This is a genomic window from Bradyrhizobium sp. LB11.1 (assembly GCF_040549385.1).
Classification (GTDB): Bacteria; Pseudomonadota; Alphaproteobacteria; order Rhizobiales; family Xanthobacteraceae; genus Bradyrhizobium.
In genome coordinates this window covers 21,885-37,847 of sequence record NZ_JBEPTH010000018.1, presented here as the reverse complement: position 1 = coordinate 37,847, position 15,963 = coordinate 21,885, and the positions used below count along the sequence as shown (strand labels likewise).

The 15,963-nt window shown below is 59.7% G+C and carries 11 protein-coding genes; 4 read left to right on the top strand and 7 right to left on the bottom strand.

The window, feature by feature from the left end:
• Nucleotides 1-3: 3 nt before the first annotated feature.
• From ABIA96_RS31960 to ABIA96_RS31945, 4 genes are all read right to left on the bottom strand, one after another.
• Nucleotides 4-384, bottom strand: a complete 381-nt coding sequence (locus tag ABIA96_RS31960; protein ID WP_502918863.1) for an XRE family transcriptional regulator — start codon at nt 382-384, stop codon at nt 4-6.
• Nucleotides 362-730 carry a type II toxin-antitoxin system RelE/ParE family toxin gene (locus ABIA96_RS31955; protein ID WP_354140904.1) on the bottom strand — a complete coding sequence of 123 codons (369 nt, stop codon included), beginning with the start codon at nt 728-730 and terminating at the stop codon, nt 362-364. The genes ABIA96_RS31960 and ABIA96_RS31955 overlap by 23 nt, the downstream gene beginning before the upstream one ends.
• Nucleotides 731-1,168: 438 nt before the next feature.
• Nucleotides 1,169-4,462: a UvrD-helicase domain-containing protein gene (locus ABIA96_RS31950; protein WP_354140903.1), complete on the bottom strand. Its 3,294-nt coding sequence runs from the start codon at nt 4,460-4,462 to the stop codon at nt 1,169-1,171.
• On the bottom strand, nt 4,459-7,041 hold the full coding sequence (locus ABIA96_RS31945) for a PD-(D/E)XK nuclease family protein (protein WP_354140902.1): 2,583 nt from the start codon (nt 7,039-7,041) through the stop codon (nt 4,459-4,461). Before ABIA96_RS31945 ends, ABIA96_RS31950 begins: the two co-directional genes overlap by 4 nt.
• A gap of 171 nt (nt 7,042-7,212) precedes the next feature.
• Between ABIA96_RS31945 and ABIA96_RS31940 the strand changes: the two genes are divergently transcribed.
• The 3 genes from ABIA96_RS31940 to ABIA96_RS31930 are packed head-to-tail and all read left to right on the top strand — an operon-like array spanning nt 7,213 to nt 11,370.
• Nucleotides 7,213-9,000 carry an ATP-dependent nuclease gene (locus tag ABIA96_RS31940; protein WP_354140901.1) on the top strand — a complete coding sequence of 596 codons (1,788 nt, stop codon included), beginning with the start codon at nt 7,213-7,215 and terminating at the stop codon, nt 8,998-9,000.
• Complete coding sequence (locus ABIA96_RS31935) at nt 8,993-10,774, top strand: ATP-dependent helicase (protein ID WP_354140900.1); 1,782 nt, start codon at nt 8,993-8,995, stop codon at nt 10,772-10,774. The genes ABIA96_RS31940 and ABIA96_RS31935 overlap by 8 nt, the downstream gene beginning before the upstream one ends.
• A gap of 44 nt (nt 10,775-10,818) precedes the next feature.
• Nucleotides 10,819-11,370, top strand: coding sequence for a hypothetical protein (locus ABIA96_RS31930; protein ID WP_354140899.1), 552 nt, complete (start codon nt 10,819-10,821; stop codon nt 11,368-11,370).
• 62 nt (nt 11,371-11,432) lie between these two features.
• Here ABIA96_RS31930 and ABIA96_RS31925 read toward each other — a convergent pair whose 3' ends face one another.
• Both ABIA96_RS31925 and ABIA96_RS31920 read right to left on the bottom strand, forming a co-directional pair.
• Nucleotides 11,433-12,776 carry a PDDEXK nuclease domain-containing protein gene (locus ABIA96_RS31925; protein ID WP_354140898.1) on the bottom strand — a complete coding sequence of 448 codons (1,344 nt, stop codon included), beginning with the start codon at nt 12,774-12,776 and terminating at the stop codon, nt 11,433-11,435.
• Entirely contained in the window at nt 12,773-14,014 is a 1,242-nt protein-coding gene (locus tag ABIA96_RS31920; protein ID WP_354140897.1) for a tyrosine-type recombinase/integrase, read from the bottom strand. Before ABIA96_RS31920 ends, ABIA96_RS31925 begins: the two co-directional genes overlap by 4 nt.
• 289 nt (nt 14,015-14,303) lie before the next feature.
• Here ABIA96_RS31920 and ABIA96_RS31915 point away from each other — a divergent pair, with 289 nt between their 5' ends.
• Entirely contained in the window at nt 14,304-15,191 is an 888-nt protein-coding gene (locus tag ABIA96_RS31915; protein ID WP_057855189.1) for a LysR family transcriptional regulator, read from the top strand.
• A 35-nt stretch (nt 15,192-15,226) separates the two neighbouring features.
• On the opposite strand, the gene ABIA96_RS31910 is transcribed toward ABIA96_RS31915, so the two are convergent.
• Entirely contained in the window at nt 15,227-15,787 is a 561-nt protein-coding gene (locus ABIA96_RS31910; protein WP_245311067.1) for a helix-turn-helix domain-containing protein, read from the bottom strand.
• Nucleotides 15,788-15,963 lie beyond the last annotated feature (176 nt).

Genomic DNA, 15,963 nt, shown 5'->3' with positions numbered 1-15,963 from the left:
GTTTCAGGCCTTGCGCCTGGTCCGAGGAGCATCGTCCGGCGAAGCCCCGACATCGCCGAGATGTTGTAGACGGAGTGCGCGGCGGCTCGGCAGCTTGACGACAAGTTCCAATTTTCCGCCGACTGCCTCGACATAGCTGCGCAACGTAGAGAGATACATATCGGCTTGTTTCTCGATCTTGGACACCGAGGGCTGTTTGATGTTAAGCGCCGTGGCGATGTCGGCCTGGGCCTTCCCTGCAAGCTGGCGGAGCTCACGCAGACCTTCGACCTCCTGCTTTGCCTCCTGATAGCGAGCTTCGATCCCCTTCTGCCGTTCGGGGGGCAAGTCGGCGATAATCTGGTTTAGGCTACGGCCCATTCTATCTTCCCTTCCTTCCGGCATTCAGGCTCTCCAGATGTGCGGAAAACCGTGAATCCGCTTTTGCGAGAAGCCGCTTGTAGAAGCGTTTCTGACCGCCTCCAGATTTGTCTCCGGCTACAAGCACGATCGCCTTCCTCTCGGGGTCGAACGCGAAAGCGGCGCGCCACCCGCCATTCGACGCCTCGAAACAAAGCTCCTTCATGTTGGTGTGCTTCGAGTCTTTGAGCGTATCTGCATATGGCCGGCCGAGCTGCGGGCCGTAGTCGGCAAGCAGCTTGGCGACGGCCAGCAAGGAGTCCTGCTTGGACGGCTCAAAGGCAAGAAACTCCGCCTCAAAGGCATCGTGAAATACGACGTCCCAAGTCATCTATATAGCTTCTAAGCTATGTCCGGTCAACGGGAAGGATGCGCCGCGGCTCCGGCGAGGCCGTCACGCTGCGGCAACTTCCGCCAAGGCGTCGACGTCATTGACGGCGTAGCGCACCCATTTCCCGAACTTTAGGAAGACGGGCCACCACCGAGTGGGCGGTAGGACTCCCCCAAAGCAGGAAAGCTCCTGCATTGCGGGCATCATGCCGTGAGGGCATGGAATAGGGATTAGGAGCGGCCTCGCCACCAAATGACTGGCTCGCCGTTCAGTCCCGCTTGGCACGAGGGATCACCATGGTGCACGCTGGAGCACCTCTGGGCTTTGAGGGCGCAAAGCCGCACCACTTAGGTACTTTGTCGGTCATGCGACCTCCAACGTCTACGCTGCGCGCCGGCCGAGGCGTTCGTGCTCGGCGACCGTGGGCTGCGGCATCAGTTACTTGTCGGTTTCATTTCCGACCCAGACAATCTCTCCGCTGGTGAGGTAGACAACCGCGCCCCGATTGGCATGGGTCGCCGACAGATAGTCGAGCAGCTGTTGCGCGTGTGCCTTGCGAACGGCGAGTGTCGGTTTGACATCCGATTTCCAGTCAATTGCGGCGTCGACACCCTGGTCGCTGATGGCCAAAGCATCGGCGCGCCCCGCGACAAGAACGTGCCCATCAATAGCCCAGACCGGAATCTCAGGTACAAGATGAGGCCGCAGTTTAGAAATTTCGGGCAAAGCAAACGCACGAAGCGCAGCCGCCGCCATTTCGTTGGGATCTGGCCGCGTTCGATCATCCTCTGCGCTAGGCGTTAGCTGATCGAGCAGGAAGCGGGCGCGCGCGACGCTCGCCGCCAGTTCATCCGCGAGCTCGCCCGTCAGGAGTTCCTCCATAAGCTTATGCAGGATCACGCCGCGGCGAGCGCCAGCCCCTGCAATTTCGAAACGCTCCGCCTGGCCCTCTAAGGCGATTACTCCGTCGAGAGAATCGCCAAGACGATCACCGTCATGTTCGCTCGGTCGACGCCAGACTAGAGGCGGCGAACTGTCCTCGACGGAACGCTGTTCCGTTGCAAAAATTTCAGCCGACTGTTCATTCGGTTGAGAGGCGCCCGAACGGTTTGCCAATAGCATGAATGAAGAAAGATCCAGCTCTGGGACTTCAAGCTGACGAAGATTCACGGAGCTGAACCACGAATCCTTTGACGCCTGGGGGATATGAGGAAGGATGAGAAGGTTTCGCGCCCGTGTGCTCGCCACGTACCAGATTCTCTCGCGCTGATTTGCATCCTCGAGGCTTTCTGCCGCGCGCGCCGCAGCCAGCCCCCGGGGCGCGACGCCACCGATCATCCAATGCAGGCTGTTGTCGGATTGCCTATGAACGAACTGTTCCGGCCGATAGAGCTCGGTCGTCGAATTGATCGGAATGACCACTGGCCATTCCAACCCTTTTGCACTGTGGATTGTGACAATCTCGACCGCATGCTCCGCGGCGTCGATGCGTCCCTCCGGTGCTCTGGCCTTGCGCTCCCAGTCAGATTGGAGATCGCGGACGAATGCGCGCAGGCCGGCAACCCCGTAGCTGCGCGCTTTCTCGATCAGCGCATCTAGGTTGGCGAGGGCCCGCGCGTTCCGGTTGCCATGCCGCGCCGCGATGATGACGCGGGCGTTCAGGCGCTCGATGGCCTCAGCGAGGATCAGGCTCGGGGTGACAAGGGCCGCTTTGCGCCGCAGGCTCTGCAGCAGTATGAGAATTTCCTTGGCCAGCGGATGCTGCACCAAGTCGGGATCTGTGCGCACAGTAAAGAAGGTCTGAGCCGTCCCATCTGCGGAGAGGGCTGTAGTAATGTCGAGCAGCTCCTGCTCGCTCAGCCCAACCAGCGGACCGCGCATGAAAGCGCCGAAGGCGAACGTATCCGACGAATCTGCCAGCACCCTCACAAGTGCCAGGACATCCTGCGTTTCCTGCCGTCGCATTAAGGTCTGGCCAGCTTGCGATGAAACCGCGAGGCCCCGCTGTTCGAGGGCTCGTTCATAACGCCAGAGCTCCGTATGACCGGGTGATAGAAGCGCGATGTCACCGGCCTTCAGGGGCGTGTGCGTGTTGTCGGCCCGCAGAATTGGTAGGTTTCCGATCAACGCTGCGCAGATATCCGCGACCCTTTCGGCTTCGGCTTCCCGAAACATCTCCGCGTAAATGCGCTCGGCGGTCGGGATCTCGATCGTGGAACGTGCTACGCAGGGCAGGGGCTGCGACACGTCAGACAGTGTTGGAGCAAGAGCGACATATCGGGGCTGCGAAGGCTTCGCAAAAACCGGTTCGAAGCATGCATTGACGTGATGGATGATCGGGCTAAGCGATCGGAAGTTGGCAGTGACTTCGATGACTGCTCCGCCATTCTGGCCTTGGATCAGCCTGCTGCAAAGCTCGTAGGCTTCGATATCGGCACCGCGAAAGCGATAGATCGCCTGCTTCGGATCGCCGACGAGGAAAAGCGCTCCAGCGCGTAGCCGCGCGGCCTCCCAATGCGTTGGGCGTTCGGCGATTGCAGCAATCGAGAACAGAATCTCACTTTGAATGCGGTCCGTATCCTGAAATTCGTCGACTAGAATATACCGATAGCGCCGCCCGATTGCCTGCCGAACCTCTTCGTGTGAGCGCACTAGGGACTGAACGTGAACTATCAGATCGTCGAAATCCAAAATTGCCGCCGCGCGTTTGCTGGCGCGATAGCTCTCCAGAAGTTGGTCAAGCGAGCTTGATAGCGAACAGACGAGCGTGCTCGCGATGTGGCCAATGAGCTGGCTCCACGCGTCGTTGACCGCTTCGAACAGCGCCCGCCCTGAATCGTTGCCAACATCATTCTTGTGAGCGCCAAAACCGCGGGCGGCCTCGTCATAAGTCTTGAGCTGCAATCCCTTCCGTCCAAACAACCGGCCCGATCGCGGATCGCAGAGTTGCCACAGCGAGCGAAAATCCGGATCGCCGGTGAAGCAGCCTTGATAGCGCGTCGCCAGCCTCCCGAGTTCCTGTGCGATTTCTCGCGCCCATGCCTCGTCCCCGACGCTTGCTCTCCATCGCTCGAAGTCGTCGACAGCCTGGACGAAGTCGATGTCGGGTCGCAGATCTCGGGGCGGAGCGATCGGCTCAGCATCGGGGTGCTTGTGCCTCAGGAATGCAAGTTCACGGACGAGGTCGACCACCTGCAGCGGAATTTGCTCCGCCAAGACAACGATCGGATCGTCTTCTGAGGCGTCAGTTGCGAGCCGGCGTGAGAACCACGCTGATAATTCTGCCATGAACAGATTGTCGGCGACGATCGCGTCGGCGACGCGAGCGCCAGGATCAAGGCCTGCCTGGACGCCATGGCTGCGAATGATCGCCTGACAAAACCCATGGATGGTTGTCGCAGTCAACTCGTCGAGTTGCGCGGATGCGGCAATGAGCGCGTTTCGCTGCTGGCCGGACAGCCCCTGCGGAATGACCGCCTTTAGGAAGGCCGGAACCACGCCCATCAGCAGGAGGTCGACGGTCTCTCTAATTCGCGCGGCAAGTTGGCTTGCCGCTAACTCGGTAAAGGTGATTGCGGCGATCTCTTCGGGGCGGTGCCCCGCGGCGAGCATCATCGCCACGCGCCCGGCCATGAGCGACGTCTTCCCGGTTCCCGCAGCCGCTTCCACCAGCAGGATCGACGAGAAGTCTGTCATTGCCCGGCAACGGTTATCCTGATCGACGAGCGTCATGTCGCGGCGCTCCAGAGCTTGTTGAGTTGCTGATTGGCTGCGCGGAATTCCGAGGCCTTTCGACGAAGATAGCTTTCGCGATCCGCTGGGAGCGCAAGACGCATGTCGTCGTAAAAGGCGTCTTTTTCCCAGCGTGGCGCAAGCCGTCCGCTGCGCAAGATTGTCGTTCCCGCCGACAGGTAGCCGATGGCGTGCGTGATTTCGTCGTCGAGTTCGTCTCCCTTGAGCTCGAACGTTGCCGGGTCATCCGCCAGATAGACCAGACGTGCGACCACTGTTCTCACGTCAGGCAGTAGGGCCCGCACGGCAATTGCGTAAAGCACGCGTTGCAGCTCGCGCCCTTGTCCAAGGGTGATGCGTTGCGTTTTCGGAGGCGGCTTGATGCTCTTGTAATCTGTGATCCTTGCGGCGTCGCCAGTCGCCCGAATATCTAATCGGTCCATCCGACCACCGAAGATCAAGCCGGTCGGCTCGATCGGAACGGCCGACGTTGCGTCCCAGGGCACTTGTTCCGACACCAAATTGATTTGGCCGAATGGCACCTCGGTCCAGCTTCGCGTGTCGGATCGTACCAGATCGTCGGAGGCAAGGCCTTTCGCCGTCCTGCGCGCCGCTTCCTTCACCGTGTGACGCCAAAGGATCGGCGGCGGGACCGACCGTTGCAATGGCCATGAGGTAAGGACAGCCGCTGAAGCGCCTTCGATTGCTGCCTCGATTTCGTTGGCGCTTGCGCGCGCAAATCCCGGCGCGGGCTCAAGCGCTGAGATCGCACCGCTGATCAACTCGTGTACCAGTTCGCCAAACGACGTCGGATCGAGCTCCAACGGTTCGGGCTCTTGGCGAGCCGAGCGCCAGCCCAACGCATATCGCCAAACGAATCCGAGCGGGTCACGCAGCAAGCGCTGCAATGAGGTCGTCGACTGGACCCGCACAAGGGCGGCCTCGATCGCTGGATGATTGGCGTCCGACAATCCGTCATGCGCGGTCAGATCCGCACGCCACTGCCAGTTTCGCCAGCAGAGCTGAGCCTGCCGCACATGGGCGAGCTGTCCGGCGTCGCGGGCGCGCGCCAACAACCGGTCGGCTTCACTGAAGGCGTGTTCTGGCACGCGGTCGCGTTTGTGGACGACCGTGTCGCCGGGCCATAAGGTGCTTGGCGATAGCTGGCTGCCTCTGGTGTTTCGCTGAGCGCGCGACAAGACCAGTTGCTCGCGCGTTTGCGCCCTTATGATCTCGAAATGAAGACGGTCTCGCTCAGCGGTGCTGACCGGATGCAGCTTGCGGCGCTCGAGCAGATGATGCGGGATGAGGGGATCGTCATGGTCGGAACGTGGCCAGGATCGGCTGGTGAAGCCAAGCAGACGTGTGAACGGTCGCGGACACGACACCAACTGCGATGCCGGACACCAGACAACGCTGTTGGCAGGTTCGCGTTGATCCGCGACCCGCAATGATTGGAGTGACAGCACAATTGCATGCGGCGGGGCGCTTCGCAGTGCCTCTTCCCACATCGTCAGGCTGGCGCCGCTCAACAGCCGCGTGCCGGCTTCGCTTCCAGCGTCTGGTCCGCGGGCGAGGAGATCGAGGATCGGTAGAAGAGTTTGCTCGGCAAGCTCGGCCGTGGCCCGCCGTGGCCTGGCCGCGGTGAACGCTTCGCTCCATTGATCAAGTGTCCGTAGCGCTGCCCCTCTCGGAATGCCGGCGAACCAATCTTCGGGAAGTGAGCTGGCGAACGGCCGCGACGGAAGGCGCCGGAGCAGCCGCCAGACGCGTTCCTGGCTGAGACCGTTGCCTAGAATATCCGCGAGGGCAGCGCAGGTCTGACCGTCCGCTGTGCTCAACGCCGGCACGCCATGAGAAAAATGGACCGGCAGTGCCGCACTTCTCGCGTAGGCAAGAAAGTGATCGTCCCAATCTTGCGTCGAGGTCGCGGCGATTGCGATGTCCTGTGCCTTGACCTGGCCCGTCGATAGCAGTTGCCTAGCCCATCTCAGCGCTTCCACGACCTCTGATTTCGGATCTGCGCTCGCTTCGGCGGAAATATGTGTAGGTCCAGGGGATGCGCTCTTGCGGATCGCGCCACCGAACCAAGGCTGCTCAACACCGTCCGGCATATCCCAGGATAGGTCGGTCACGCGTGTGATTGCATTGAGAAGGGGACGCCAAACCGGATCAACCTCGTCGATGCCGGCAAGTGTGACGGTGCCCACAAGGGTGCGGGTGTAATCAGCGCGTTTGACGGCGGCGTCGCGAAGGTCGCGGGGCAGCAGATGGGTAGCTGGTAGGCTCTCGCGGATTCGCGCCTCAATCAGAGCAAGGTCGTGGAACCGCACGGCTTCGTGGGCGAGTGAGGCTAAATCCAAGTCCGAGCGCCAGACGGAATCGAGCGATTGAAGGACCGCCCGTGGCATGCCTGGCAAGCCCGCAATGCCGGCAATATCTCGAAAACCGCCAGCAGCAAGTGCTGCCTGAATCGCCGGGTAAAGAACATCGGTTCCCGCGGGCGTTGTAAACCCGCCGGCAAGGCGACCGGCGAGAAGGGGGAGCGTCAGGATTTCGCGGCCGATGGCACCGCTCATGGCTGCTGTAGCGCGAGCACTGCGTAAAGCGAGCAAACCGTCGACGATGTGGGCGGAGCGAGTGATCATTTGCCTACGTTACGCTATTGTCGGTCGAGTCTCGCTTGTTGCTCAGACTCGCGGTCTACCGAAATGTTGGGTTAATAAAGACATATAATCCTGGGGGGTGTAATGCGTCTAAGCAAGTTGAGCATAAGAAACTTCAGAAACTTTCAATCTATCGATATTCCGCTAGCTGGCAATGTCGTGTTGCTTGGGCAGAATAGAGTCGGAAAAAGCAATCTGCTGTTTGCAATCCAGCTCATACTCGATCCGACCCTCCCTGACTCGGCCAGGCAGCTGAAGCTGACCGACTTCTGGGATGGAGGGCCGGCTGATTTCAGTGCGCCGATCGAGGTACATCTGGAGCTTTCAGATTTCGCGACGGATATGGCCCTAACCGCGATTCTGACTGATTTCCGCGCGTCACATGATCCAACGATCGCGCAACTCAGCTACGTCTTCCGCAAGAAGCCCGAGGTTACCGGTGCTCCACAATCCAATGCCGATTGTGAGTTCTTCGTTTTCGGAGGCGGCGACGAAACCCGCTCGCTTCCCAGTAGGGTCCGACGCCGCATCGCGATCGAATTGCTGGACGCTTTGCGAGATGCTGAAGGGCAGTTGGGGAACTGGCGTAGTTCGCCATTGCGCCCTCTGCTCGAGGATGCCGTTTCCGGGATCAGCCGCACGGACATCGACGCCGTAGCTGCCGAGCTCGACAAGGCGACCAAGACGCTCGAAACGTTTCCGACGATCAAGACGCTGGAAGACGAGTTGCGGTCGGGCATCCTCCATCTTTCCGGAAAAGCGCATGACATCGATGCTCGCCTGAGATTTGCGCCAACCGACCCGCTGCGCCTGTTTAGGGCGATTGCGATGTTCATCGACAACGGAAAGCGTGGCATTGGGGATGCCAGTCTGGGATCGGCCAACGTGGCGTTGCTCGCTCTGAAGCTCGCGGAATTTTCATGGCGCCGCAAGAAGAACGAACGAAACTTCTCGCTCCTGTGCATCGAGGAGCCCGAGGCGCATCTTCACCCGCAACTCCAGCGATCTGTCTTCAAGAAGCTGCTGGGCAGTGTCGACGCCTCGCAGGCCATGATCGTCACCAGCCATTCGCCGACTTTGGCCGCCGTCACCCCGTTGCGATCAATCGTGCAGTTGAAGAGGCAGGCGGGCTCGACCCAGGCGTTCTCGCTGGCGAACCTGCCGGTAACTTCGGACGAGATCGACGATCTTGAAACCTACCTCAATGCGACACGCGCCGAGTTGCTGTTCGCCCGAGGCGTCATTTTTATCGAAGGCGACGCAGAGGAGGCGCTCTTGCCCATCTTCGCCTCATCACTCGGCCATTCGTTGGACGAGCTCGGGATCTCGGTCTGCAACGTCGGCGGGGTCAACTTCCGCCCCTATGTGAAGCTCGCTGAAGCACTGAAGCTTCCTTACAGTGTGATCACCGACTGGGACCCTCTCGATGGAACGAAGCCTCCTCTGGGAAAGAAGCGGACCCTCGATCTCTGGCAGGACATGCTTGCGGTTCGTGGCCAGCCTCTCCTGACGACCGCGCAACTGGCGCCGTGGGAAGCAATGGACCATGCCGCGTTCAGCGCGGGCGCTGCAAAATCCAGCATTTTTCTCAACGAACAGACCGTCGAGGTCTCTATTGCGAACACGCCCACATTGCTGAACCCGCTGCTCGATATCCTGAGTGAGCAGGACTTCGGCTCCGTGCGCAGTCGGCGCATCGCTGCTTGGCGAGCTGGTACGGCAGTCGACGCCGCACAATTGCTTGCAATGATCGCAGATATTGGCAAGGGCAGGCTCGGCGCGCGCCTTTCGAAGAAAGCCGTTGGTCTCAAGCCACCTACTTATATCGAAGGCGCAATCAACACGGTCGTTGGACTGGTTGCGCATGTCTAGTGATCGCGCGCTTCGTCAGGCCCTGGCTGAGCTCCAGGCGAACCCGGAACAGTCGGCCGCTGTCATTGAAACCGGGCATTGTATCGTGCTGGCCGGGCCCGGAAGTGGGAAGACCAAAACCCTGACGACGGCTATGGCGCGGGTTTTGGCGCAAGACGTGGTCGAACCGCGAGGCGTCGCCTGTATCACCTACAATAACGAGTGTGCGATCGAACTCGAAACTCGTCTTGCCCGCCTCGGCGTCACTCATGGAGAGCGCGCCTTCATCGGGACGGTGCATGGCTTTGCGCTGAGCCAGGTGATCGGTCCTTATGTCCGCTGCGTGCCCACGGGCCTTCCTCCTAACTTCAGGCTTGCGACGCGATTGGAAGCGAGAGCTGCCGTGGAGGTGGCGTACCGGAACGCCATCAACGGCACCGACGATCCCCACCGGCGGTGGGAGTTCGCGTCCGAGAAGCGCAAGCGCGATGTTGATCGCTCGCGGCCCGAGTGGCGTGGGCGCAATCCCGAACTGGCGGCTTTCATCGAGGCCTATGAGGTGGAACTGCGCCGACAGGGCTTGCTTGATTTCGACGATATGCCGCTTCTCGCCTACCGCATGATCAGGGAACATGTCTGGATCCGTGAGGCTCTCCGCGCACGGTTCCCAGTGCTGTTTGTGGACGAATATCAGGATCTCGGCCACGCATTGCATGAACTCGTTCTGCTCTTGTGTTTTGAGGGGGGAATCCGGCTTTTCGCCGTTGGCGATGCCGACCAGTCGATCTATGCCTTTGCCGGTGCCAATCCTGAACTGCTCGAAAGCCTGACGCGGCGCGCCGGTGTGCGGACCATCAGGCTGCGCTTCAATTATCGGTCGGGCGGAAAGATCATTCGCGCTTCTTTGGGCGCGCTTGGCGAAGAGCGCGATTACCGCGGTGTCGACGGGGCCCCCGAAGGGGATCTGAACTTTTGGCACGTCCCGTATGGTCATGACTCGCAGGCCCAAGCCATTGCCGTCACGATCATCCCAAAGCTCATCGAACAAGGGTTTGAGCTCGGGCAAATCGCGGTTCTCTATCGAGCGGCGTGGCTCGGCGACAAGGTCGCGCATGCGCTGAAAGAAGCCAATATTCCCTTCGTCCGAACAGACACCAACGCCCTCGTCAGAAGAAACTCGCGCCTCGCGCGCTTCATTGAGGATTGTGCTCGTTGGGTGACCGGGGGATGGAGAGACGCTGATCCACCTTATGCGCGGGTTCTGTCGCAGGCTATTGCGCTCGTATTCGGGCGGCATGCCAGCGAACGCGAGCATCAGGATTTGTCCGCGCAGCTTATGACATTCCTCAATGCCTCGATCGGGAGGCAGGAGACAACGCATGCGTGGCTGGAGCGCTTTCATCGAGAAATCGTCACGCCTTGGCGCGACGTTGCCCGAAATTCGGAAGTAGAATGGCACATCTGCGACGAAATGATCACCAACACAGATCCGACGCGAGATCTCGATCTTTCACTCGCTCACTTCGCGGGGCGTGTCGAAGGAGCGGGACGCGTAAATCTCAGCACCCTACATAGCGCCAAGGGCAGGGAGTTCGACGCCGTCATCATGTATGGTGTCAACGCCAGCGACATCCCGAGCGAACGCGACAGCCGCACCCCGGCAGGGCTTCGCGAAGCAAGGCGGCTGTTCTACGTCGGTGTGACGCGGCCGAAGAAGCACCTCAGCCTAGTGTATCAAGAGCACCACCACTCGCCGTGGGTCCTCGAACTCTACCAGAGAAGCCAGCGGGACTAGGAACGCCTCACAGGATGGGCCACGCGCCAAAAAAGAGAGGAAAAGTGAAGAAATATCATATTGATCTCAGCGAGAGCGAAGCCGAGCTTCTTCAAAGGATCGATCTTCGCGTTTCGCACCACGATCATGCTGACGGGCATGCGGCTTACAACGCCAACAAAGAGCCCATTCTGGCGCTCTTGGGTTCGTTGAGCGAGCGCAAGGCGGTGCCGTTACAAAGACTGAACTATTGGAGTGATCCTCGGTACAATTTTGGTCGGGTCAAGGCTTCTCGAAAAGGACTATTCGAGCGCAACGGGTGCACGGGATCCGAGATTTACACGCACCCTCATTTTATTCCGTATCTGAGATATTTCTTGTTCGGTCCTGAACTTCCCGATGACGTCATCGCGAAATTCGAGGCAAAGGTCGGTAATCCAGAATGGGTGACATCGAGCGATGTCGTGCCAATCGGGAAATTTGCTAGGGATCTGACAAGGGAGCATCACCTCGATGTTTCCGACGCGCCGGAGGAGTTCTTCAAGCTATGCCTTGATATGGGCTTGAGCCTTAGCACCGCAGAGAGCGTCATGCGGTCGGTACGACAGGTTCGCTAAAGAGTTACGCACTGCGCGTTGGGGGCTTGCCTCTTACGTTCGGTACCTGATCGCTCAGCGTGTCAGTCACCGGCTCCTATCTCCCTAAGCTCGGCCAAGAAGACTGTGCCGATGTCAACGGCCTGCTTTGCAGCGTCTGCGTCGACGTCGACCCCGTGCGAGGCTTCGTTCATGACCCGCAGGGCCCTGAGCAGTTCCTGGGTGCTGGCCGGTGCGATCCCGTGCCGTTGTAGGTCCCGTAGCATATTCATGATGCCGACCGGCCGGTTCGCCGCGACGCCCTTTGCCACGGCGAGGTCGCGGAGCGCTCGTTCGATCTCAATGCGAAGCTTCACCACTGACATCAGCGGGAACTCGCGTGCAAACTCCTCCACCGTCGGAAGGTCCCCTGCAAGCTGAGGCGGAAGCGCATGGGAGAGCTGATATTGAGCCACGCCCATCGGCTTGCTGGAATCCCGGAGCGCATATTCCACGATGACCTCGTTGCGCCCCTTACACAGGATGATGCCGATGGTTGGCTTGTCATCGGGGTGGCGCAATTGATCGTCCACGGCCGAGAGGTAGAAGTTCATCTTCCCGGCAAATTCCGGTTTGAAGTCCTCGATCTTCAATTCGATCACCACGAAACAACGCAGGCGTAGGTGATAGAAGAGGAGGTCGAGATAGTAGTCTTGGTCGCCGACCTCGAGGTGGTATTGGCTGCCGACGAAGGCGAAGCCCTTGCCGAGTTCGAGGATGAGCGAGCGCAGATGCGCGATGAGACCACGTTCGAGATCGCGCTCCAGTATTTCGGGGCCAAGCGAGAGGAAGTCGAACGTATAGGGGTCCTTGAGGATTTGCTGAGCGAGCTCGGATTGCTCGGCCGGAAGGGTTCGCGAGAAGTTGGTCAGCGCACTGCCTTGACGAGCGAAAAGATTGCTGTCGATCTGGTTGGCGAGGACGTTACGGCTCCAGCCGTGCTCGATCGCTTGCCGAGCGTACCAGGTGCGTTCCTCGGACGCTTTGACGGCGTCAAGAAGGCGGACGTTATGGCCCCAAGGCAATAGTGCAACAACCTGTTGCACAAATTCGCTGTCGGGCCAGGCCTCAGCGAAGGCGCGCATATATTTCAGGTTTCGGGCCGAGAGTCCGGTCATCTCGGGGAAGGCTCGGCCGAGATCCTCCGCCAACCGATCGATGACCTTGGCGCCCCAACCCTCTCGCTCCTGTCGGCCGAGAATGTCCCGACCAATGGTCCAGTACAGGACGACGAGCTCCCGATTGACCGAAAGGCCGGCCCGGTGCCGTGCCGCTGCGATTTTCTGTTTAAGATCGCCGACAAAGGCAGAGTAGCTCTGCGCGTCGATTTCGACGGTCGGCTTACCAGTCTTAACGCGGCGAGTGGGCTTGGATGGTGTAGAACTCATGCGGCCATCTTCACGCGCTTCTTGGCGAGCATAGCGCGGACGAACTTGTCCCATTTCGCCATGCCGGCGCGTTTCTCGGCCACGTAGTTCCAGCGGTCGTAGTGCTTCGAGCTGACGTCCTGAAGGGCATGGTTCTGCAATCGGTCACGAATCTCCTTCGGGATGCCAGCCTTTCCCGCCAAGGTCTTGAAGGTCCGGCGTAGATCGCGGTTCGTCACATAGGGGATCACGCCGCGGTCGCGCTGACGCCACATGAACGAATAAAGCGTGCCGTGGCTGACGGGCTTCGACGGATCCTTGGCCGAAGGGAAGAACCAGCCGTATTCGTTGACATTGACGGATGAGATCAGCTCTGCGGCCAAATCTGGCACCGGCACGGCATGGGGCTGGTCATTTTTGGTCGTGGACCAGTCGATGATCTTCTCCTTAGCGTCCCATTGGTCGATGTGGAGGCTCGCGATCTCCGCGACTCGCTGGCCGGTCAGCATGAGGATTCGGACTGCACGGGTATACGGCGGATGGACAGGCGTGTCGGGGTACTCCAGCCACCGATAGAGCTGGACGAACTCGTCCTCATCGAGCCAGCGCGTGCCCTTGACCTTCGGTTCGGTCGGAATGCCGGTCGCCGGATTGAAGGGGATGCGGAAGCGCCGGGCGGATTGCTGCCGATAGTCGTTGTCTGACTTCATGCCCCAGCTAAAGGCGGCGTGGATATAGCACCGCACATGATCGGCCATCGACTTGGCTCCCCGTTCGTAGATCGGTCGGATCAGTTCGATGATTTCCTCTGACTCGATATCGCGGGCGAGGCGGTTGCGCCCGAGCGTGTCCGCAATCTTGTTCAGGCCCTTTTCGCTTTCTTTCCAGGAGGGTTTGTCCGCAGCCTTCAACGAAGCGACATAGCCCTCGAAAAGATCGGCCACAGTGCCAGGCCGCGTGTCGCTCGCAATTTTGATGCTTCGGCCCTTCTGGATCACGTCAGCGAAGTCGCGCTTGAAGATTTCTCGCGCCTGCGCGAGCGACATTGACGGGTAGGCGCCGAGCTTCTTCTTGGTACGCTTCCCGTCGCGCCACTGCTGCGCCATCCAGTCGGCCGTGACGCGCTTCGGCATGGGCTTGAGGACCAGGACGAGACGACCGGTGCCGCGCCCTTCGCCGTCGGCGAGGTTTTCTTGCTTCTGGCTCATCTCGACGCGCTTTAGCGCATGTCGGATTGCTGTGTCGGTCAGGCTTGGCATGGCGTTCCTCCTGGTCCCGCAACTGGGATCGGTCGAGGAGAAACGGGGATCGTTTGCTGGGATCGGAAAGCCGTTTTCAACCCCTCTAACCGCCCCCAATTTGCCATAGTCGCCCCCTGTACGCAATGCACAAAAAGCGGCTATTTCATTGACGTTTCAGCGGTACTGAGCGTGATCCAGCGTGATCGAAATGGGGGTAGTGGGATGGTTGATCCCGACCGATATGAAGCGCATGAACCTGCACATCAATTGCCGTGTTCGCGGCTCCGTTGTGCAGAAAGTGTAGTCAATGGATTGGGAACGGGTTCGGATATTCCTGGAAGTCGCGCGTGCTGGGCAGATCCTGAAGGCGTCAAAGCGGTTGCGGCTCAACCATGCGACGGTCGCCCGTCAACTTACCGCGTTGGAGAAAGGTCTCAACGCCAAGCTGCTCGAGCGCCACGTCTCAGGTTGCACGCTCACACTGGCAGGTGAGGCCCTGGTTGCGGCTGCAGAACGCGCCGAGAGTGAGCTTCTCAAAGTCGGCGCAAGCATTGGCGGTGCTACCGAAGCGATTACTGGCACCGTGCGCGTCGGGGCGCCGGACGGACTGGGCAACTATTTTTTGGCTAGCCGGCTCGGAGCGCTAGCTGCCAGACACCCTGGTCTTGTCATTCAGCTCGTTCCGCTTCCCCGCACGTTTTCATTGTCGCGGCGCGAGGCGGATATTGCAATCACCCTGGACGAGCCGAAGCAAGGACGGCTAATCGTTTCAAAATTGACTGACTATACGTTGAGCGTCTATGCGGCGCAGAGCTATTTGTCGCGTGAAGGCGAAATCAAAAGTCAATCTGATCTGGCGGGACGACTATTCGTCACGCACGTGGAGGACTTCGTATACAGCCGGGCGCTGGACTATGCCTCGGCTCTTGGCCGCCTGATGTCGCGTCGCTACGAATGCGGCAGCGTCGTTGCCCAGATAGAGGCCGTGCGAAGCGGCCACGGAATCGGCATTTTGCATGATTACGCGGCCCGAAATTATCCCGAACTACAGCGCCTGCTCCCCAAAGTGCGATTCGTGCGAAGCTACTGGCTGACTTCGCATTCCGACACGCACGAGACCCGTCGTGTTCAGGAGGTGCGCCGCTTCATCACGACTTCAGTCAAGGCCGCGAGGATCGACCTCGAGATGGATTGACCGATTTCGCTGCCCAATCGAGTGAAAGATACTCACTAGTAATGCGGCGGAGTAATCACCCAAACCACCTTTGCGGGCACCTTTCCTGGATTTGCGCAGCGGTGTTGCGAGGTGCTGCTGAACGAAAAGCTATCACCCTCCTCAAGCTGAAAGCGCTTTCCGTCAACCCATAAGTCCAATCGACCTGCAATCAGAATGCCCGCTTCATTGCCATCATGGCTGTACTCGCCGCTATCAGCGCCTGGTTCGATTGTGCTCAGAAGGAGTTCGAGAGGACCGGCGAGATTGGGAGACAGAAGCTCTTCAGCGATGCCTAGCCCGGTAAATGTCAGGCGTCGGCGATGCGCTTTACGAACGATGACGTCCCTTTCATCGGAGGCAGCCTGCAAGTTGCCATTGAAGAACCAATTCATATGGACGCCGAGAACGTCGCTGAGCTTCTTCAAAACTCCGATCGGCAGCTTGGATTGATTTCGCTCAATTTGACTCAAATAGCCGATCGAGATTCCTGCTGCCTGGGCAAGCTGGGTCAAGGTCAACTTCTTGATTTTGCGCAATTCACGGATCTGCCCGCCCACGGCGGCTTCAGGGTCCATGCTGGATCCCGCCTCTGTGGCCGCCCATTCGTCAGCCGCGCGTATCGACCTAATACCCATCGACTCCTTCGACCTTCAAAATAACGCCAGCACGAAAGTCCTCTCGATGATCGACGGAGTGCACCGGGACCACATCAGAAGCCAACCTCTCGCAACCTAGCCGCGCTCGGTTGCCC